Genomic DNA, 16,710 nt, shown 5'->3' on the forward strand with positions numbered 1-16,710 from the left:
GTGGCACGATCTGCTGAAATGTTGATATGTGTGGTTTTACGCTTGTTTCTGTTGACTTGTCAATGCTTTCTTGTAATCTGAATCACATGAGTTCTTCAACAGTGACCGACTCGAAGGTCCTCCACGGCGTCCCGGTGGTCGCGGGCGTCGCCTATGCGCCGGTGATCCGTCCCGGCGCCCGGCCACAGGTCACCGAACAACCGGCGGCCGAACTTGCCGAAGCCGACCGTCCGGCCGAGGTCGCGCGGCTCAAGGAGGCTGCCGCGACCGTCGCCACCAGGTTGCGTGATCGCGCCGGACACGCCACCGGCGTGGCATCGGAAGTGCTGGCGACCACCGCCGCACTCGCGCAGGACCGCGCCTGGCTCGGTGACGCGGAGAAGCGGGTCAACACGGGCACTCCCGCGCCACAGGCGGTCGGTGCGGCCATCGGCAAGATCGCCGATGCGCTGTCCAAGGCGGGTGATCTGATGGCCGAACGCGTCACCGACCTACGCGATATCCGGGATCGGGTGCTGGCCCAGCTCGCGGGTCTGCCCGAACCCGGCGTCCCGACCCCGGACAGCCCGTCGATCCTGTGCGCCGAGGATCTCGCGCCCGCCGATACCGCCGGGTTGGATCCGAGACTGGTCGTGGCATTGGCGACCACCCTCGGTGGGCCGACGAGCCACACCGCGATCATCGCGCGCCAGTTGGGGATTCCGTGCGTTGTTGCCGTGGACGGCCTCGACGAGGTGCCGGTCGGTGTGCCGGTGATGGTCGACGGCGCGCTCGGCACCGTGACGGTGGCGCCGGACGCCGCCGAGGCCGCGCGCGCTGTCGAGACCTCCCGGGCCGAGGCTGAACGGGTCGCCCAATGGAAGGGCCCCGGTGCGACTGCCGACGGGCACGCCGTCGCGGTACTGGCCAACGTCCAAGATGGAGCCGCGGCGCAGGCCGCTCGCCAGACCCCGGCCGAGGGTGTCGGATTGTTCCGCACCGAATTGTGCTTCCTCAACCGCGATACCGAACCCTCGGTGGACGAGCAGGCGCGGATCTACGGCGAAGTGCTGACCGCCTTCGAGGGACGCAAGGTCGTCATCCGCACCCTGGACGCAGGTTCGGACAAGCCGTTGAAATTCGCCGGTCACCCGGATGAGGCCAACCCGGCGCTCGGCGTGCGCGGTGTGCGGATCTCGTTCGGCAACCCGGGATTGATGACGCGTCAGCTCGAGTCGATCGCGGCGGCCGCCGCCGCCACGGGTGCCGACCCGTGGGTCATGGCTCCGATGATCGCCACCGCCGACGAAGCGAAAACCTTTGCCGAGCAAGCACGGTCATTCGGACTGACACCCGGGGTGATGATCGAGATCCCGGCGGCTGCTCTGTTGGCGGGCCGGATCCTTGAGCATGTCGACTTCCTGTCCATCGGTACCAATGATCTGGCCCAGTACACGATGGCAGCGGATCGGATGTCGGCCGAGCTGGCGACGCTGACCGACCCGTGGCAGCCGGGCGTGCTGGCGCTGGTGGACATGACGGCGCGGGCCGGCGCGGCGGCGGGTAAGCCGGTCGGCGTGTGCGGGGAGGCTGCGGCCGATCCGATGCTGGCTTGCGTGTTGGTGGGGATGGGCATCACGTCGCTGTCGGCGGCGGCGACGGCGGTACCGGGCGTCGGCGCCGCGCTGGCCGCGGTGACCTTGGACCAATGCCGGGCCGCTGCCGAAGCCGTTCTGGCTACGGCCAGCGCGGCAGATGCACGAGCGGCGGCGTCTCAGATCCTGAGCTGAGACGCAGCTCGCCGCGAGCGCGCACCGTGTGCACATCTCGCGGCGAGCTGGTGAGAGGAGTCGCTAGAACCAGGCTTTTCGGCCACCGACGGGGCGTCCGACAGCGCCGAGGATCCACAACACGACACCGACGACCACAAGGATCGCTCCGATCGTGTACAGGATCGACAGACTGGTGAAATAGCCGATGATCAGCAAGATGACGCCGAGGATGATCATGATGATTCCCATCCGTAGAAGTGTTGTCGGACCGGTGAATTTCCCTATCCGTCAAAACTCAAACCATGATCGTTCTTGACTGCGCCGATGGGAATGAATCGGACCGTGGTCCGGTTACACGAAACATGCCTGCCATCTCTGCTGACACCCTGACGCTGCCCCGCATCGCAGGGCCGACTCCCGCCGAGACCGACCGGCCGGTCCGGTCGTTGACGACCGGCCCCCGCGGATACGAAGGGGAAGGCTTCCCCGTGGTGCGTGCCTTCGCCGGCGTCAGTGCCGCGGATCTGGATCCTTTCGTGCACATGGACCAGATGGGTGAGGTCGCGTACCAGCCCGGTGAGCCGCGGGGTACCGACTGGCACCCCCACCGCGGCTTCGAGACCGTCACCTACATGCTCGACGGCCGTTTCGCGCACCAGGATTCGCACGGCGGCGGCGGTCTCATCACCGACGGTGCCACCCAGTGGATGACGGCGGGTGCGGGAATTCTGCACATCGAGACACCTCCGGCCGAGCTGGTCGAGAGTGGCGGACTCTTCCACGGTGTGCAGTTGTGGGTGAACCTGCCACGCAAGGACAAGTTCGCTGCCCCGCGCTACCAGTCGATCGAGGGTGGCACGGTGGGGCTGTTGTCCTCCGAGGACGGGGGCGCGTTGGTCCGGGTGATTGCCGGGGAGATCGCCGGACACCGCGGTCCCGGAAGCACCCATACGCCGATCACCTTGACGCACAGCACCATCGAGCCCGGCGCACGGTTGAGCCTGCCGTGGAACCGAAGCTACAACGCCCTGGTCTACATCCTGTCCGGGCGCGGCACCGTGGGCCCGGTCGGTCACCCGATCCAGCAGGGTCAGCTGGCCGTCCTGGGGCCCGGTGACCGCATCGTCATCACCGCGGACGAGGGCCAGGACGCTCATCGCCCCGCCCTGGAGGCACTGGTGCTCGGTGGCCAACCGATTCGTGAACCGGTGGTCCAGTACGGACCGTTCGTGATGAACACCCGCGCCGAGGTCCTGCAGGCGCTCGATGATTTCAACGCAGGCCGGTTCGGCTCCCTGCCGCCCGATGCGCTGATGCCCCACCGAGTCGGCTGAATGTTTGCTGTGACTCGGCGGTCACCTCGCCGCGCAACGAACGTCCGATAGCGGGGTCTGCGGGCTGTGGCAGAATTTGACTGTGCCGCATACAGCCAGCAGGGGTCCGGGTCGTCCGCCGGCGGCAAAAGCCGCCGAGACCCGCGAGCGAATCCTGCAGGCCGCGCGCGAAGTCTTCAGCGAACTCGGTTACGACGCAGCGACATTCCAGGCGATCGCGGTCCGGTCTGATCTGACGCGGCCGGCCATCAATCACTACTTCCCGAGCAAGCGTGCGCTCTACCGTGAGGTGGTCGAGCACACCAATGCCGTCGTGGTGCAGACCGGGATCGAGCGGGCCCGTTCCGAGACGACGCTGCTGGGCCGATTGTCGAAGTTCTTCGCGATCGCGGTGCAGGCCGACAGCAAGGATCGCTCGGCGGCCGCCTTCCTGGTGACCTCGGTGCTGGAAGCGCAGCGCCACCCCGAACTCAGCCAGGACGGCTCCGACCCACTGGCCAGCTCGCGGGAATTCGTCCGGTGGGCCGTGGGCGCGGCGGTCGACAGCGGCGAGCTAACCGATGATGTCGATATCGAGACGGTCGTCGAGATGCTCGTCGCGGTGACGTGGGGGATGGGTTTCTACTCCGGATATGTCGGGACCCATGACCGATCCGAGGCGGTGATCGCCCAGTTGGAACTGCTGCTGGCAAACAAGTTGTTTCGTCCGGTTCGATAACTGCGCTCTTCTGGAACGCATCGTCGAATAGGCAACCTAACCTTCGCCTAGCATGGGGCGATGAGTTCACTGCGCTCCCACGACGACACCTGGGATATCGACACCAGCGTCGGGACCACGGCCGTCATGGTGGCGGCCGCCCGCGCCGCCGAGACGGCGGCTGCCGATCCACTGATCTCCGATCCGTACGCGCGCATCCTGGTCGACGGCGCCGGCGGCGGACCGTGGAGCATGATGCTCGACAGCGACTTCGCCGCCCGTGCCGAGGAGATCGACCCCGAGGCGGCGGTCCTGTTCACCCATATGGGCAACTACCAGGCCGTCCGTACCCGGTTCTTCGATGACTACTTCGCCGAGGCCGGACTGCGGCAGGTGGTCATCCTGGCCTCGGGCCTGGACTCCCGTGCGTTCCGGCTCAGCTGGCCGGCGGGCACCACGGTCTTCGAGATCGACCAGCCCAAGGTTCTGGAATACAAGCGACAGGTGCTCGCCGAGCATGGCGTCCAGCCGACGGCGACCCGCGTGGAGGTCGCGATCGATCTGCGTCAGGACTGGCCGACGGCGCTGCGAGCCGCCGGTTTTGACGATGCCGTGCCGACGGCGTGGTTGGCCGAGGGGCTGCTGATGTATCTGCCCGGTGACGCGCAGGACCGCCTCTTCGAGCAGATCACCGAGCTCAGCGCGCCCGGTAGCAGGATTGCCGCCGAGACGGCGCCCGTACAGGCCGAAGAACGTCGGGCCCAGATGAAGGAACGCTTCGACCGCATCAAGGAGAAGTTCGGTCTCGCCGACGGCGTCGATATCGGCGAGCTGATGTACAACGACCCCGACCGGTCGAATCTGGCGCCGTGGTTGGCCGGACACGGCTGGGAGAGCTCCGCGGTCAACGCGGCCGATGAGATGCGCAGGCTGAAACGGTGGGCACTTCCGGAGGGGCCAGAGGTTCCCGACGATGATGCGTTCTCGCAGTTCGTCACGGCGACGAAGCTCTGACGCAGTTTCGGCAGACGGGCGATCCGACCCTTACGAAGGGCCCAACCAACTGGTTAGGATCGAGTTTCCCGGTCAGGAAGGACGGTCCCATGACCACCCATGCCGATGCGCCATCGACACCCCTCGCCAGCGACATCCCGGCGATCGTCGCACGACTGCGTGCCACCTATGCCACGGGCCGCACCCGTGACCTGGAGTGGCGGCGCAGGCAGTTGCGCGCACTGGAGAGTCTGGTAGTCGACAACGAGGAGGCCATCGCCGCGGCGCTGAAGGCAGACCTCGGCCGGCAGCCGTTCGAGGCATGGCTGGCCGATGTCGCCAGCACCGCCGCCGAGGCCGCGGATGCGGCCAAGAACGTCGGGAAGTGGGCCAAGCGCCGCTATCGGTTGTTGGAACTGTCCCAGCTGCCCGGTATGGGGTGGGTCGAGTACGAGCCCTACGGCGTCGTGCTGGTCATCGGTGCGTGGAACTTCCCGTTCGCGCTCACCCTCGGACCCGCCGTCGGCGCGCTGGCCGCCGGTAACACCGTCGTGCTCAAGCCCTCGGAGTTGGCGCCGGCGTCCTCGGCGCTGATGGCCGAACTGGTGCCCCGCTACCTCGACCAGGATGCGGTGGCGGTCATCGAGGGTGACGGCATGGTCAGCCAGGAACTGATCGACCAGGGTTTCGACAAGATCTGCTTCACCGGCGGTACCGAGATCGGTCGCAAGGTTTACCAGGCTGCCGCGGCCCACCTGACTCCGGTGACCCTCGAACTCGGCGGTAAGAGCCCGGTGATCGTCGCCGCCGACGCCGATATCGATGTCGCGGCTCAGCGCATCGCCTGGACCAAACTGATCAACTCGGGTCAGATCTGCATCGCGCCGGACTATGTGCTCGCCGATGCCTCCATCCGCGACGAACTGGTCACCAAGATCAAGGCCGCCGTACAGACCTTCGAAGCCGAGGCGACCGGAGGCAAGCGCATCGTCAACCGGCGGCACTTCGACCGGCTGGCCGCTGCGGTGGCCGCGACCAAGGGCGACGTCGTCATCGGCGGCGGGTCGAATCCGGACGCCCTCGAGCTCGACGCGACCGTCGTCGTCGATCCGTCGTTGTCCGAACCGCTGATGACCGATGAGATCTTCGGTCCGGTACTGCCCATCGTCACGGTCCAGAATCTCGACGAGGCAATCGAATTCGTCAACGCGCGACCGAAGCCGCTGGCCGCCTATCTGTTCACCAAGGCCAAGGCGGTCCGTGAGCGCGTCATCCGCGAGGTGTCCTCCGGCGGCATGGTGGTCAACCACCTGATCTTCCATTTCGCCACCACCAAGTTGCCCTTCGGTGGTGTCGGTCCGTCCGGCACCGGCGCTTACCACGGCCGTTATGGCTTCGAGGAGTTCAGCCACCGAAAGTCGGTGCTCACCAAGCCCACCCGGCCGGATCTGGGCAAGCTCATCTACCCGCCGTACACCGACAAGGCGTGGAAGCTGGCCCGCAAGCTCTTCTGAACCGGCGACCCGGGTCCTGACGGCCCGGTACCGCGCCGTATACAGAGATGGATCGTCTGGACAGCCGAGCCAGTCAAGCGTGTTGAGATCGAGCGTGTTGAGAGAGGAATCCCATGCCCGGAGTGCAGGATCGTGTTGTCGTCGTCACCGGAGCCGGCGGCGGTCTCGGTCGCGAGTACGCCCTGACGCTGGCCCGCGAGGGTGCCAGCGTGGTCGTCAACGACCTCGGTGGTTCCCGTGACGGAACCGGTGCCGGCCACAACATGGCCGACCAGGTGGTCGAGGAGATCAAAGCGGCCGGCGGCCGTGCGGTCGCGAACTACGACAGCGTCGCCGAGCCCGAGGGCGCCGAGAACATCATCAAGACCGCCATCGACGAGTTCGGCAAGGTCGACGGTGTGGTCAGCAATGCCGGCATCCTGCGTGACGGCACCTTCCACAAGATGACGTTCGAGGCCTGGGACGCCGTGCTCAAGGTGCATCTCTACGGTGGCTACAACGTCATCCGCGCCGCGTGGCCGCATTTCCGTGAGCAGAGCTTCGGCCGAGTCGTGGTGGCGACCTCCACCAGCGGCCTGTTCGGCAATTTCGGGCAGGCCAACTACGGCGCGGCCAAGCTCGGCCTGGTCGGCCTCATCAACACGCTGGCTCAAGAGGGTGCCAAGTACAACATCAAGACCAATGCCGTCGCGCCGATCGCGGCAACCCGGATGACGCAGGACATCCTGCCGCCGGAGGTCTTCGAGAAGCTCACTCCCGAGTACGTCGCACCCGTGGTCGCCTACCTGATGACCGAGGAACTTCCCGATACCGATTCGATCTTCATCGTCGGCGGCGGCAAGGTGCAGCGCACCGCACTGTTCCAGAACGAGGGCATCACCTTCGGTGAGGTTCCTTCGGTCGACGATGTGGCCGCCAAGTGGGGCGAGATCACCGATCTGTCGGCTGCCCAGCAGGCCAGCTTCAAGCTCGGATGAAAGCGCTTGTAGCACAGGAGCTCACAGGACCGGCCGGGCTGGTCTACACCGATGTCGAGGATCCGGCGCCGAGCGATGACGCGGTCATCGTCGACGTCGGGGCCTCCGGGGTGTGCTTTCCGGACCTGTTGTTGACCCGCGGTGAGTATCAGCTCCGGTTGGAGGCCCCCTTCACGCCCGGTCTCGAGGTGGCCGGCACCGTGCGGTCGGCCCCGGTCGACTCGGGATTCACCGTGGGGCAACGGGTTTCGGGTTTCACTATGATCGGCGGCTACGCCGAACAGGTCGCGGTGGCGCCGGACTCGCTGCAACCGGTACCCGATGGCATCGACGATGCCACCGCGGTCTGCCTGCTCGGCAACTACACCACCATGTTCTTCGCACTGACCCGTCGTGGCGCGCTGCGGGCCGGGGAGACGGTGCTGGTGCTCGGGTCCGGTGGCGGCATCGGTGTGGCCAGCATCCAGCTGGCCAAGGCGCTCGGAGCCAAGGTGGTGGCGATGGTGCACCGCCCCGACGCGATGGACTTCGTGGCCGGACTCGGCGCCGATGTCGTGCTCCCGCTGACCGACGGATGGCGCCAAGCCGTGCTCGATGCCACCGGTGGCCGCGGTGTCGACATGGTCGTCGACCCGGTGGGCGGCGACGCGTTCGATGACGCGGTGCGGGTGCTGGCGCCCGAAGGGCGGCTGCTGGTCATCGGATTCGCCGCGGGCGGCATTCCCACTGTCAAGGTCAACCGATTGTTGCTGCGCAATATCAGCGTCGTCGGCGTCGGGTGGGGCGAGTTCGCCAGGGTCACTCCCGGTGCCGGTGCGGAGATGGCGGCCGGACTCGCCAAGTTGGTCGAGGACGGGTTGCGCCCGCCGGCGCCGGTGCGGTACCCGCTGTCGGAGGGCGGCGCGGCGCTACAGGCGTTGGCGGACGGCAAGATTCACGGCAAGCTGGTCCTGGAACCGTAGTGCACGGCCTGCGCGCACTGGCGTTCGACGTCTTCGGAACGGTGGTGGACTGGCGGTCCAGCATCATCGCCGAGCTGCAGTCCTTCGGAGCCCGACATGGGCTGCAACGGGACTGGCCGTCGTTCGCCGATGCGTGGCGGGCAGGTTACGCCCCGGCGATGGATCGGGTGCGCCGCGGCGAGCTGCCGTGGACCCGCATCGACGACCTGCACCGCGCGATCCTCGTCGATCTGCTCGGTGATTCCGCGGTGGCCGACGCCGATGTCGACGAGCTGAATCGGGCCTGGCATCGGCTGGTCCCGTGGCCGGATTCGGTGGCGGGATTGCAGCGTCTCAAACAGTCCTTCGTGATCACCACGCTGTCGAACGGCAACATCTCGCTGCTGACGAATATGGCCAAGAGCGCCGGGTTGCCGTGGGATTGCGTGATCTCCGCCGAGCTGTTCGGCCACTACAAGCCGGATCCCGGGGCGTATCTCGGCTGCGCGCGGCTGCTCGATGTGGCCCCGCACGAGCTGATGCTGGTGGCCTGCCATCCCAGTGACCTGCGCGCGGCACGGGACAGTGGCCTGCGAACGGGTTACGTCATGCGACCGCTGGAACAGGGATCCGGCCGCCCCCTGCCCGAGGTCGCCGATGGTGAATTCGACGTCATCGCTCACGATTTCATCGACCTCGCCCACCGGTTGGGTGTCTGAGGGTGGGGACGCTCGGCATCGTCGCCGTCGCATTGGCGATCGCCGTCGGTCTGGTGGGCATCATCGTGCCGATCCTCCCGGGTGGGCTGCTGGTCCTCGGTGCGATCGGCGTGTGGGCCTATGTCGAGGGCACGACGAACTCGTGGGTGACCTTCGGCGTCGCCGCGACACTGTTCGTGGTCTCCGAGATCGTCAAGTACACCTGGCCGGTGCAGCGCATGCGCCGGGCCGAGGTGCGTACCTCGGTGTTGGTGGTCGGAGGTGCGGCCGGCGTCGTCGGTTTCTTCGTCATCCCCGTGATAGGACTGCTGATCGGGTTCGTGCTCGGGGTCTATCTCGCCGAGCTGGCGACCCGCCGCGACCCGACCCGTGCCTGGGCCTCGACGGTGCACGCGCTCAAGGGCGTCGCGCTCTCGGTCGGTGTGGAGCTCACCGGCGCACTGCTCGCGACGATCTGCTGGGTGGTCGGAGTGCTGGTCAGTTAGTCAGCCGAGCCCGCAACCGGGCGAGCTCGTCATCGGTGATTCCCGCGGACCGCAGGAAGCCCGATACCGATCCGTAGCGTTCGTCACGCGCCCGATGCGCGGCCTCCAGGTACTCCTCGCGCACGCCGAGCACCGCGTCGGTGAGCCGCGCCTCGATGAAGGTGAGCGCCGCCGGGTCCTCGCCGGCACGGGCCTTCACCGATTCCATGATGCTGTCCCGCAAGGGGTCGATCGCGTCGTTACTGCGCAGGAAGTCGGTCATGATCGCATCGCGCGGTACCCCGACGGCCTCCAGCACGGTGGCCACCGTGAAGCCGGTCCGATCCTTGCCGGCGAAGCAGTGCGCGATGACGGGACGGCCGTCGGCCAGCAACGAAATGACCTGCCGCACCGCCACCTGCGCACCGGTCAGCGCGGGAAACTCCTCGTACACTTCGGTCATATAACGCTTGGCCGCCTCGGCCACGTCCTCGCCCTCGGGGGATTCGGACATCACCCGCTGGAAGGTCGCCTCGTGCGGGGCATCCTGGGCGGAGTCATCCTCGAAGTGGAACGGCAGGTGATGAAGCGCGACACCGGCGGGCACCTGACCGGCACCGCGCCGCTCGAGCTCACGGCGTGACCGCAGATCGGCGACATCGTTGATGCCGAGCGTCAGCAGCGTGGACCGACCCTCGTCGGTGAGCTTGCTCAACTCGCTGGACCGGAACAGCAGTCCTGGCCGGATGCCGGCGGACTCGGCTACATCGCGAAAGTTCCAGGCTCCAGTCAGTTCCACGATCTCTACTGTGTCACAGCGTGTTCGACGGGCTGCAGGCCGCCGCAGCGAACGCCGACTTCTCCTTGCCGAGTTCGGCGCGCGCAATCGTCCGCATGTGCACCTCGTCGGGGCCGTCGAAGAGTCGCATCGCGCGGTGCCAGCCGTAGAGGCGGGCCAGCGGGAAGTCATCGGACACCCCGGCGCCGCCGTGCACCTGGATGGCGCGGTCGAGCACATCGCAGGCGACCTGCGGCGCCACCGACTTGATCTGCGACACCAGGACGTGGGCGGCCTTGTTGCCCTCCTTGTCGATCGTCCAGGCGGCCTTTTCGCACAGCAGCCTGGCCTGGTCGATCTCGTTGCGAGACTTGGCGATGGACTCACGCACCACACCCTGCTCGGCAAGCGGCTTGCCGAACGCGATGCGCGTCTGCACGCGGTCGATCATCAGAGCCAGTGCCCGCTCGGCCGCGCCGAGGGCGCGCATGCAGTGGTGGATGCGACCCGGGCCCAGCCGGGCCTGAGCGATGGCGAACCCGCTGCCTTCCTCGTGCAGCAGGTTCTCGGCGGGAACCCGGACGTTGTCGAACACGATCTCGCAGTGTCCGTGCTGGTCCTGCCAACCGAAGACCGGCAACGAGCGGAGGATGGTGACTCCCGGGGTGTCGATGGGAACCAGGATCATCGACTGCTGCTGGTGTGCGGCCGCATCGGGATTGGTGCGACCCATGGTGATGAGCAGCTTGCAACGCGGGTCCGAGGCCCCGGTGATCCACCACTTCCGGCCGTTGATGACGTAATCGCCGCCGTCGCGCAGGATGGTGGTCTCGATGTTGCGGGCATCGCTGGAGGCGACGGCGGGCTCCGTCATCGCGAACGCGGACCGGATCTCACCGTTGAGCAGGGGCTCGAGCCACTGCGCGCGCTGCGCCTCGTTGGCGAACAGGTGCAGCGTCTCCATGTTGCCGGTGTCCGGTGCGGCGCAGTTGAGCACCTCGGGGGCGATCTCCATGCTCCAGCCGGACAGCTCGGCAAGCGGTGAGTACTCGAGATTGGTCAGCCCGGACTCCGAGGGTAGGAACAGGTTCCACAGCCCGGCGGCCTTCGCCTTGGTTTTGAGCTCTTCGACCACCGGGGGCACGGTGTGGTCCTTGGGACCCTTCTCCTCGCGGTAGGCGTGGTAGGACTCCTCGGCGGGGAAGACATTCTCGACCATGAAGTCGGAGAGGCGCTTGTGGTAATCAGCGGCTTTGGCCGACATCGCGAAGTCCATGCCGCCACGATATGCCACTTGGTTAGATAAGTGAACGCGCGGGTCCCGATCAGCGGGCTGACGTCACTGCCCAGGGTGAGCGACAAAGGACATCACCATCACCGCGGGGTAGCGGCGCCTTTTCGGCCCGCGTTCCGAGGCCGAGCGCGGCGCGGATTCTCCAGTGTGGTGATGGCGAGCACCCCGGCCAGCGCCGCGAGGACGATGACCGATCCGGCCACGGCGGTCCAACCGGCGGCGTCGAAGGCCACACCGCCCAACCAGCCGAGGGCGCTGGATCCCGCGTAGTAGAACAAGTTGTAGAGCGCTGATGCCTGCGCCTTGGCTGTGCCCGCGCGGGCACCCACCCACCCCGAGGCGATGGCGTGTGCGCCGAAGAACCCTGCGGTGGCGATGAGCAATCCGAGCAACATCACGACGAGTTCGGTGCTGATGGTCATGGCCGTGCCGACGATCATGGTGGCGATAGACGCCAGCAGCACGGGCTTTCGGCCGAATCGGTCCGCCTCGGCGCCGGCGCGCGCAGAGGCCCAGGTGCCGGCCAGATAGGCAAGAAAGACCAGGCTGACGAGGGTCTGGGGCAAGTTGTAGGGTGCGGCCGCCAGCCGAAATCCCAGGAAGTTGTAGAGCGCGACGAATCCGCCCATCAGCAGGAATCCCTGGCCGTAGAGCACGAGTTGTTGTGGTGAGCGCAGATTTTCGGCCAGGCGTGTGCCCAGTCCCTTGATGCGGGCGGGTTGGAAACCGCGTGCCCGCGGGGCGAGCTTCACGAATGCCATAGCCGACAGCGCACACAGCACCGCAACGGTGACGACGCCGATGCGCCAGCCGGCGAACTCGGAAACGGGGCCCGTGACCAGTCGGCCGGTGAGCCCGCCGATGGTGCTCCCCGCCACGTAACTTCCCGCAGCCCGCGCGGCGTGGCCGGGATCGATCTCCTCGGACAGGTAGGCGATGGCGATGGCGGGAACCCCACCAAGCATGAGGCCCTCGAGAAAACGACCAGTGAGCAGGAGGTCGGAGGTGGGAGCGAGTGGGACGAGTAGGCCGAGAAATGTTGCCGCCGTGATGGATACCGTCATCGCCTGAACTCGACCGATGCGGTCGGCGACGGCCGCCCATGGAATGACACCGACGGCCAGACCCACCGTGGCGGCCGAGACGAGCAGAGCGGCATGGGCGGCACCGGTGCCCAGGTCTGTGGCGATCATGGGTAGTACGGCCTGCGGTGAGTACAACTGCGCGAATGTCGCGACACCGCCGCAGAACAACGCGGCCAACAGTCGTCGGTACTCCCTGGAGCCACGCGGATGCCCAGGCCAGTCGGTGGGGCTCAGGGTCGTGGTCACCCAGGCGAGACTAGGAGGGCTTGGGCAATGTGTCTAATGTATGAACCGCTGTCAGATCATGCAGATTATGCATGATGAATGAGACGAGCCTGGCTGCCGCCGGCGGTAGGTCGCCATCGGGTCGCCAGGTCAGGCCAAGCTGACGTTTGGCGGTGGGTTCGGACAGCGGGATATAGGCGGCTCCGCCGTCCATCCGATCGGGGTGTGGAAGCGGGACGACCGCGACGCCGAATCCGGCAGCGACCAGGCCCTCGACCGTTGGGATCTCCATGGCCTCGAAGACGATCGTGGGCGCGATCCCGGCTGCGGCGCAGAGCTCGTCGGTCAACTGGCGCAGCCCGAATCCCGGCTGCAGGGCGACGAAGGGCTCGTCGCCCGCATCGGACAGTCGCAGTCGGCTGCGCCCGGCGAATCGGTGATCCCGGGGAACGGCGAGGCACAGGCGCTCGCCGTAGAGCACCCGCCATGGGTAGCCTGCTGGTCGCGGCGAGGTGATGGCCAGGTCGACATGCCCTTTGTCGAGCCGATCGAGGATATCGAGTGTGGCGCCCTGGAACAGTTCGAACTGAACGTGGGGGGCCTCGGCGCGGAATCGGCGCAGCAGGTCCGGGACGAACCCTCCGGCTTGTGAGTGCAGGAACGCGAGTCGCACGGTACCGGTGTCGGGATCACGCAGTGCGGCGATTCGCTCTGTGGCGCTGGTGATTTCGGCGATGCTACGGCGTGCGTGATCGAGCAGGATCGCGCCGTAGGTGTTGAGCCGGAGGCGTCGGTTCACGCGGTCGAACAGGGGAGCTCCGATACGCGCCTCCAGTCGAGCGAGCGCACGCGAGAGGGTCGGTTGGCTGATGCCCAATTCGGCGGCGGCATCGGTGACGTGCTCGGCCTCGGCGAGTGTCACGAACCAATGCAGCTCGTCGAGGTCCATGGCTGGAGTGTAGAGGTGGGTCGGCCCCGATATCTGGAGCCGACGGCTCCCCGGACTCCGGATGCTCGGCGTGCGACGAGGTTCCCGCGGTGTCGAGCCGCCCATCTGGCGATGCAGGGTGGGTGAGCTTCTGCCCGAGGGCGTCTGGGTGAGTTACAAGGGCGATCGATCGTATGTGAGCTCATGACCTTGGATTCATCGGACCCCTTGCGCAGGTGTCGTATTCGGCGTAGTGTCGAACACAAGTTCGAATGCGCCGCGGTTCCCGATCCTCGGATCTGGTGAGCCGCAGACCGCGACTTCGGTCGCCGCGAGGTTCGACGGTCCCTGTCTGGGGGGTCGTGCGGGCTGTGTGTGTTTGATGGTGCCCGTGGTTGGGTGCTGTGGGGGAAGTCGGTTTCCGTTGTGGACGCCACCTGTCTTGATGTGTTTGTTGATGCGTTGATCGATGAGCTGACGCCGGGAATCTGTCCTGAGGATGATGTCGGGTCGAGCTTGGGTCGGGTGGTGCGGTGTGCTCGGCCGGTGGTCGATGACGAGCCGTTGTTGGCGGTGTTGGTTGCGGCGGTGTCGGCGCGGAATCTGCTGGATTTTGTGATCGCTTCGGCGGTGGCGGCGGCTGAGCGGGCGGGTGTGCCGGGGCGGCGGCACCTGCGCACCGGCACCGATTTGTTGAGGTTGTTGGGTATGGCCCCGGGTGCGGCGTCCCGCGCGGTGCGGGTCGGGCGGATGGCCCCGTCTTTGGGGGCGTTGACGACCGCGCAGTGGTTGGGTGGGATCGGTATCGAGTTCGCCGACGCCGTCGGCAAAGGTGTCACCCATATCGAGGCTCGGGTGCCGTTGTCGGACGACGATCGGGCGGCGGTGGTGCGCGCGTTGATGGTGCAGACCACCCCGGCCGAGGTGGCGGCGAAGGCGAGGGCGATCGCCCTCGACCGCGCCGCGAGTCTTCCGCCCGAGGAGCGGGTGGTGCCGGTGGCCGAGGACACCGCGCTGAATGTGATGACCTTGGTCCAGAACGCCGAGGGCCGGTTTGAGGCCATTCTCGACCTGGATGTCGGGACCGGGGAAGAGCTGTGTGCGGCGTTGGATCCGTTGTGCCGGCCGGTCCCGCTGCCGGACGGCTCTCCGGACCCGCGGTCCATTGATACCCGGCGGGCGGAGGCGATCGGGCAGGTGCTGCGCACCTATTTGTCGCAGTCGCGGCGTCCGATGTCCGGCGGGGTGCTCCCACACGTCACCCTCATCCGTCCGGTGCACCCGGGGGTGAGTGGGGGCGCGGTGGATCGGCTCGGGTTCGCCGGACCGGTCAGCGCCGCGACCGCGGACCTGATCGCCTGTGACGCGACGTTGACCTCGGTGGTCGTCGATCACACCGGAGTACCGCTGGACGTTGGCCGTGCAGAGCGGCTGTTCACCCCGGCGATCCGCAAAGCACTCGGGGTACGTGATGGTGGGTGTGCCCATCCGGGGTGTGGACGCCCGGTGTCCTGGTGCGATGCCCACCACATCCAACCCTGGAGCGCCGGGGGCACAACGAGTGTGGACAACGGGGTGTTGTTGTGTCGGCTGCATCACGGCGTGATCCATCACGGTGGCTGGCGGGTCTACCTCGGCCCAGACCGCCACCCCTGGTTCATCCCACCCCACACACCCGGCGGACCCGAACCGGAGCATCTGCGATCGCACACCCGACGCACCATGACCGACCTACCGACCGCCGCATAACCCAAAGCGCCCAAAGCCACAGCGCACCTTGACAACTGAACAGAGGAACCGGCATCACCGCGGGCCGCGGGTGCGGCCAACCGCTATGCCGTCAGCCCGCGGGCGATCACCAGACGCTGGATCTGGTTGGTGCCCTCGAAGATCTGGGTGATCTTGGCTTCCCGCATGTAGCGCTCCGGTCGGAAGTCGCGGGTGTAACCGACGCCGCCGAGTACCTGCACGGCATCGGTGGTCACCTTCATGGCGGCGTCTGTCGCGATCAGTTTGGCCACCGATGCCTGGGTCGAGTACGGCAGGCCGAGGTCGCGGCGCCGCGCGGCGTCCAGATAGGTGGCGCGCGCGCTCACGACCGCGGCGGCCATATCGGCAAGCACGAATCCCAATCCCTGGTGGTCGATGATCTTGCGGCCGAAGGTGGTTCGTTCATTCGCGTACCGGGTGGCCTCATCGAGTGCGGCCTGTGCGATGCCGACGGCGACCGCGGCGATGCCGAGGCGGCCGGCATCGAGGGCAGAGAATGCGATCGAGAGGCCCTGCCCCTCGGTACCGATCAACCGGTCGGAATCGAGTCGGGCATTGTCGTAGAACGCCGCAGTGGTCGGCACGGCGTGGAGGCCCATCTTCTCCTCGGGCTTACCGAAGCTCAGGCCGTCCAGATCGCCGGGCACCAGGAAGCACGAGATGCCCTTCGATCCGTCGCCGGTCCTGGCGAACAGGGTGTAGAAGTCGGCTTTGCCGCCGTGGGTGATCCATGCCTTGGATCCGTTGATCACGTAGTGATCACCGTCCCTGGTCGCGGCGCAGCGCAACGCGGCCGCATCCGAGCCGGCCTGCGGTTCGGACAGGCTGTAGGCGCCGATCTGGTCGCCCGACAGCATGCCGGGCAACCAGCGGCCCTTCTGCTCCTCGGTGCCGAAGGACAGCAGGGCATGGGTGGACAAGCTGTGCACGCTGACGGCCACCGCCACCGTGGCCCAGCGGGCCGCGATCTCCTCGAGCACCTGGAGGTACACCTCGTAGGGCTGTCCACCACCGCCCCACTGCTCGGGCTGAGGCAGGCTGAGCAGCCCGGCGGCCCCGAGTTGGGGAAAGACCCCGTCGGGGTAGGTCTCGGTGCGCTCGTGCTCGTCGACGATCGGGTCGAGCACCTTGTCCGCGATGTCACGGGTCAGGGCGATCAGTTCGGCGGCATCCTCGGAAGGGAGCAGGCGGTCGACGGGCACGGGTCACCTCTCGAAACAGTACTGTGGTGGGGTTCGCA

Annotated in this window: 16 protein-coding genes; 10 read left to right on the forward strand and 6 right to left on the reverse strand. The window is 67.0% G+C overall.

Annotation, left to right across the window (positions count from 1 at the left end):
* Nucleotides 1–26: 26 nt before the first annotated feature.
* Nucleotides 27–1,769, forward strand: coding sequence for a phosphoenolpyruvate--protein phosphotransferase (locus tag PGN27_RS14345; RefSeq protein WP_335326702.1), 1,743 nt, complete (start codon nt 27–29; stop codon nt 1,767–1,769).
* Between the two features lie 63 nt (nt 1,770–1,832).
* Here the strand turns inward: PGN27_RS14345 and PGN27_RS14350 are convergent, their stop codons facing one another.
* Nucleotides 1,833–1,988, reverse strand: coding sequence for a hypothetical protein (locus PGN27_RS14350; RefSeq protein ID WP_023985078.1), 156 nt, complete (start codon nt 1,986–1,988; stop codon nt 1,833–1,835).
* A 125-nt stretch (nt 1,989–2,113) separates the two neighbouring features.
* Here PGN27_RS14350 and PGN27_RS14355 point away from each other — a divergent pair, with 125 nt between their 5' ends.
* The 8 genes from PGN27_RS14355 (at nt 2,114) to PGN27_RS14390 (ending at nt 9,411) form a co-directional block, all read left to right on the forward strand.
* Entirely contained in the window at nt 2,114–3,085 is a 972-nt protein-coding gene (locus PGN27_RS14355) for a pirin family protein (RefSeq protein ID WP_335326703.1), read from the forward strand.
* Nucleotides 3,086–3,167: 82 nt separating this feature from the next.
* On the forward strand, nt 3,168–3,803 hold the full coding sequence (locus PGN27_RS14360; RefSeq protein WP_335326704.1) for a TetR/AcrR family transcriptional regulator: 636 nt from the start codon (nt 3,168–3,170) through the stop codon (nt 3,801–3,803).
* 60 nt (nt 3,804–3,863) lie between these two features.
* On the forward strand, nt 3,864–4,796 hold the full coding sequence (locus PGN27_RS14365) for a class I SAM-dependent methyltransferase (protein WP_335326705.1): 933 nt from the start codon (nt 3,864–3,866) through the stop codon (nt 4,794–4,796).
* Between the two features lie 89 nt (nt 4,797–4,885).
* Entirely contained in the window at nt 4,886–6,289 is a 1,404-nt protein-coding gene (locus tag PGN27_RS14370) for an aldehyde dehydrogenase family protein (protein WP_335326706.1), read from the forward strand.
* A gap of 113 nt (nt 6,290–6,402) precedes the next feature.
* The gene (locus PGN27_RS14375) at nt 6,403–7,266 is read left to right on the forward strand and encodes an SDR family oxidoreductase (RefSeq protein WP_036462540.1); all 864 of its coding nucleotides are present in this window, start codon (nt 6,403–6,405) and stop codon (nt 7,264–7,266) included.
* The gene (locus tag PGN27_RS14380) at nt 7,263–8,228 is read left to right on the forward strand and encodes an NADPH:quinone oxidoreductase family protein (RefSeq protein WP_335326707.1); all 966 of its coding nucleotides are present in this window, start codon (nt 7,263–7,265) and stop codon (nt 8,226–8,228) included. The genes PGN27_RS14375 and PGN27_RS14380 overlap by 4 nt, the downstream gene beginning before the upstream one ends.
* Nucleotides 8,228–8,926 (forward strand): haloacid dehalogenase type II, encoded by a 699-nt coding sequence (locus PGN27_RS14385; RefSeq protein ID WP_335326708.1) that lies wholly within the window; start codon nt 8,228–8,230, stop codon nt 8,924–8,926. The genes PGN27_RS14380 and PGN27_RS14385 overlap by 1 nt, the downstream gene beginning before the upstream one ends.
* Before the next feature lie 2 nt (nt 8,927–8,928).
* Nucleotides 8,929–9,411, forward strand: a complete 483-nt coding sequence (locus PGN27_RS14390; protein WP_335326709.1) for a DUF456 domain-containing protein — start codon at nt 8,929–8,931, stop codon at nt 9,409–9,411.
* On the opposite strand, the gene PGN27_RS14395 is transcribed toward PGN27_RS14390, so the two are convergent.
* The 4 genes from PGN27_RS14395 to PGN27_RS14410 all read right to left on the reverse strand — a co-directional run bounded on the left by PGN27_RS14395 (nt 9,404) and on the right by PGN27_RS14410 (nt 13,721).
* A complete protein-coding gene (locus PGN27_RS14395; protein WP_335326710.1) occupies nt 9,404–10,189 on the reverse strand; it encodes a tyrosine-protein phosphatase in 786 nt (261 codons plus the stop codon). The genes PGN27_RS14390 and PGN27_RS14395 overlap by 8 nt on opposite strands.
* 13 nt (nt 10,190–10,202) lie before the next feature.
* On the reverse strand, nt 10,203–11,444 hold the full coding sequence (locus PGN27_RS14400; RefSeq protein ID WP_335326711.1) for an acyl-CoA dehydrogenase family protein: 1,242 nt from the start codon (nt 11,442–11,444) through the stop codon (nt 10,203–10,205).
* A gap of 98 nt (nt 11,445–11,542) precedes the next feature.
* On the reverse strand, nt 11,543–12,793 hold the full coding sequence (locus PGN27_RS14405) for an MFS transporter (RefSeq protein WP_335326712.1): 1,251 nt from the start codon (nt 12,791–12,793) through the stop codon (nt 11,543–11,545).
* A 10-nt stretch (nt 12,794–12,803) separates the two neighbouring features.
* Nucleotides 12,804–13,721 carry a LysR family transcriptional regulator gene (locus tag PGN27_RS14410; protein ID WP_335326713.1) on the reverse strand — a complete coding sequence of 306 codons (918 nt, stop codon included), beginning with the start codon at nt 13,719–13,721 and terminating at the stop codon, nt 12,804–12,806.
* Nucleotides 13,722–14,126: 405 nt separating this feature from the next.
* On the opposite strand from PGN27_RS14410, the gene PGN27_RS14415 reads away from it, so the two are divergent.
* A complete protein-coding gene (locus PGN27_RS14415; protein WP_335326714.1) occupies nt 14,127–15,449 on the forward strand; it encodes an HNH endonuclease signature motif containing protein in 1,323 nt (440 codons plus the stop codon).
* An 83-nt stretch (nt 15,450–15,532) separates the two neighbouring features.
* On the opposite strand, the gene PGN27_RS14420 is transcribed toward PGN27_RS14415, so the two are convergent.
* Nucleotides 15,533–16,672, reverse strand: a complete 1,140-nt coding sequence (locus tag PGN27_RS14420; protein WP_335326715.1) for an acyl-CoA dehydrogenase family protein — start codon at nt 16,670–16,672, stop codon at nt 15,533–15,535.
* Nucleotides 16,673–16,710 lie beyond the last annotated feature (38 nt).

It is taken from the genome of Mycolicibacterium neoaurum, assembly GCF_036946495.1.
GTDB classification, from domain to species: domain Bacteria; phylum Actinomycetota; class Actinomycetes; order Mycobacteriales; family Mycobacteriaceae; genus Mycobacterium; species Mycobacterium neoaurum_B.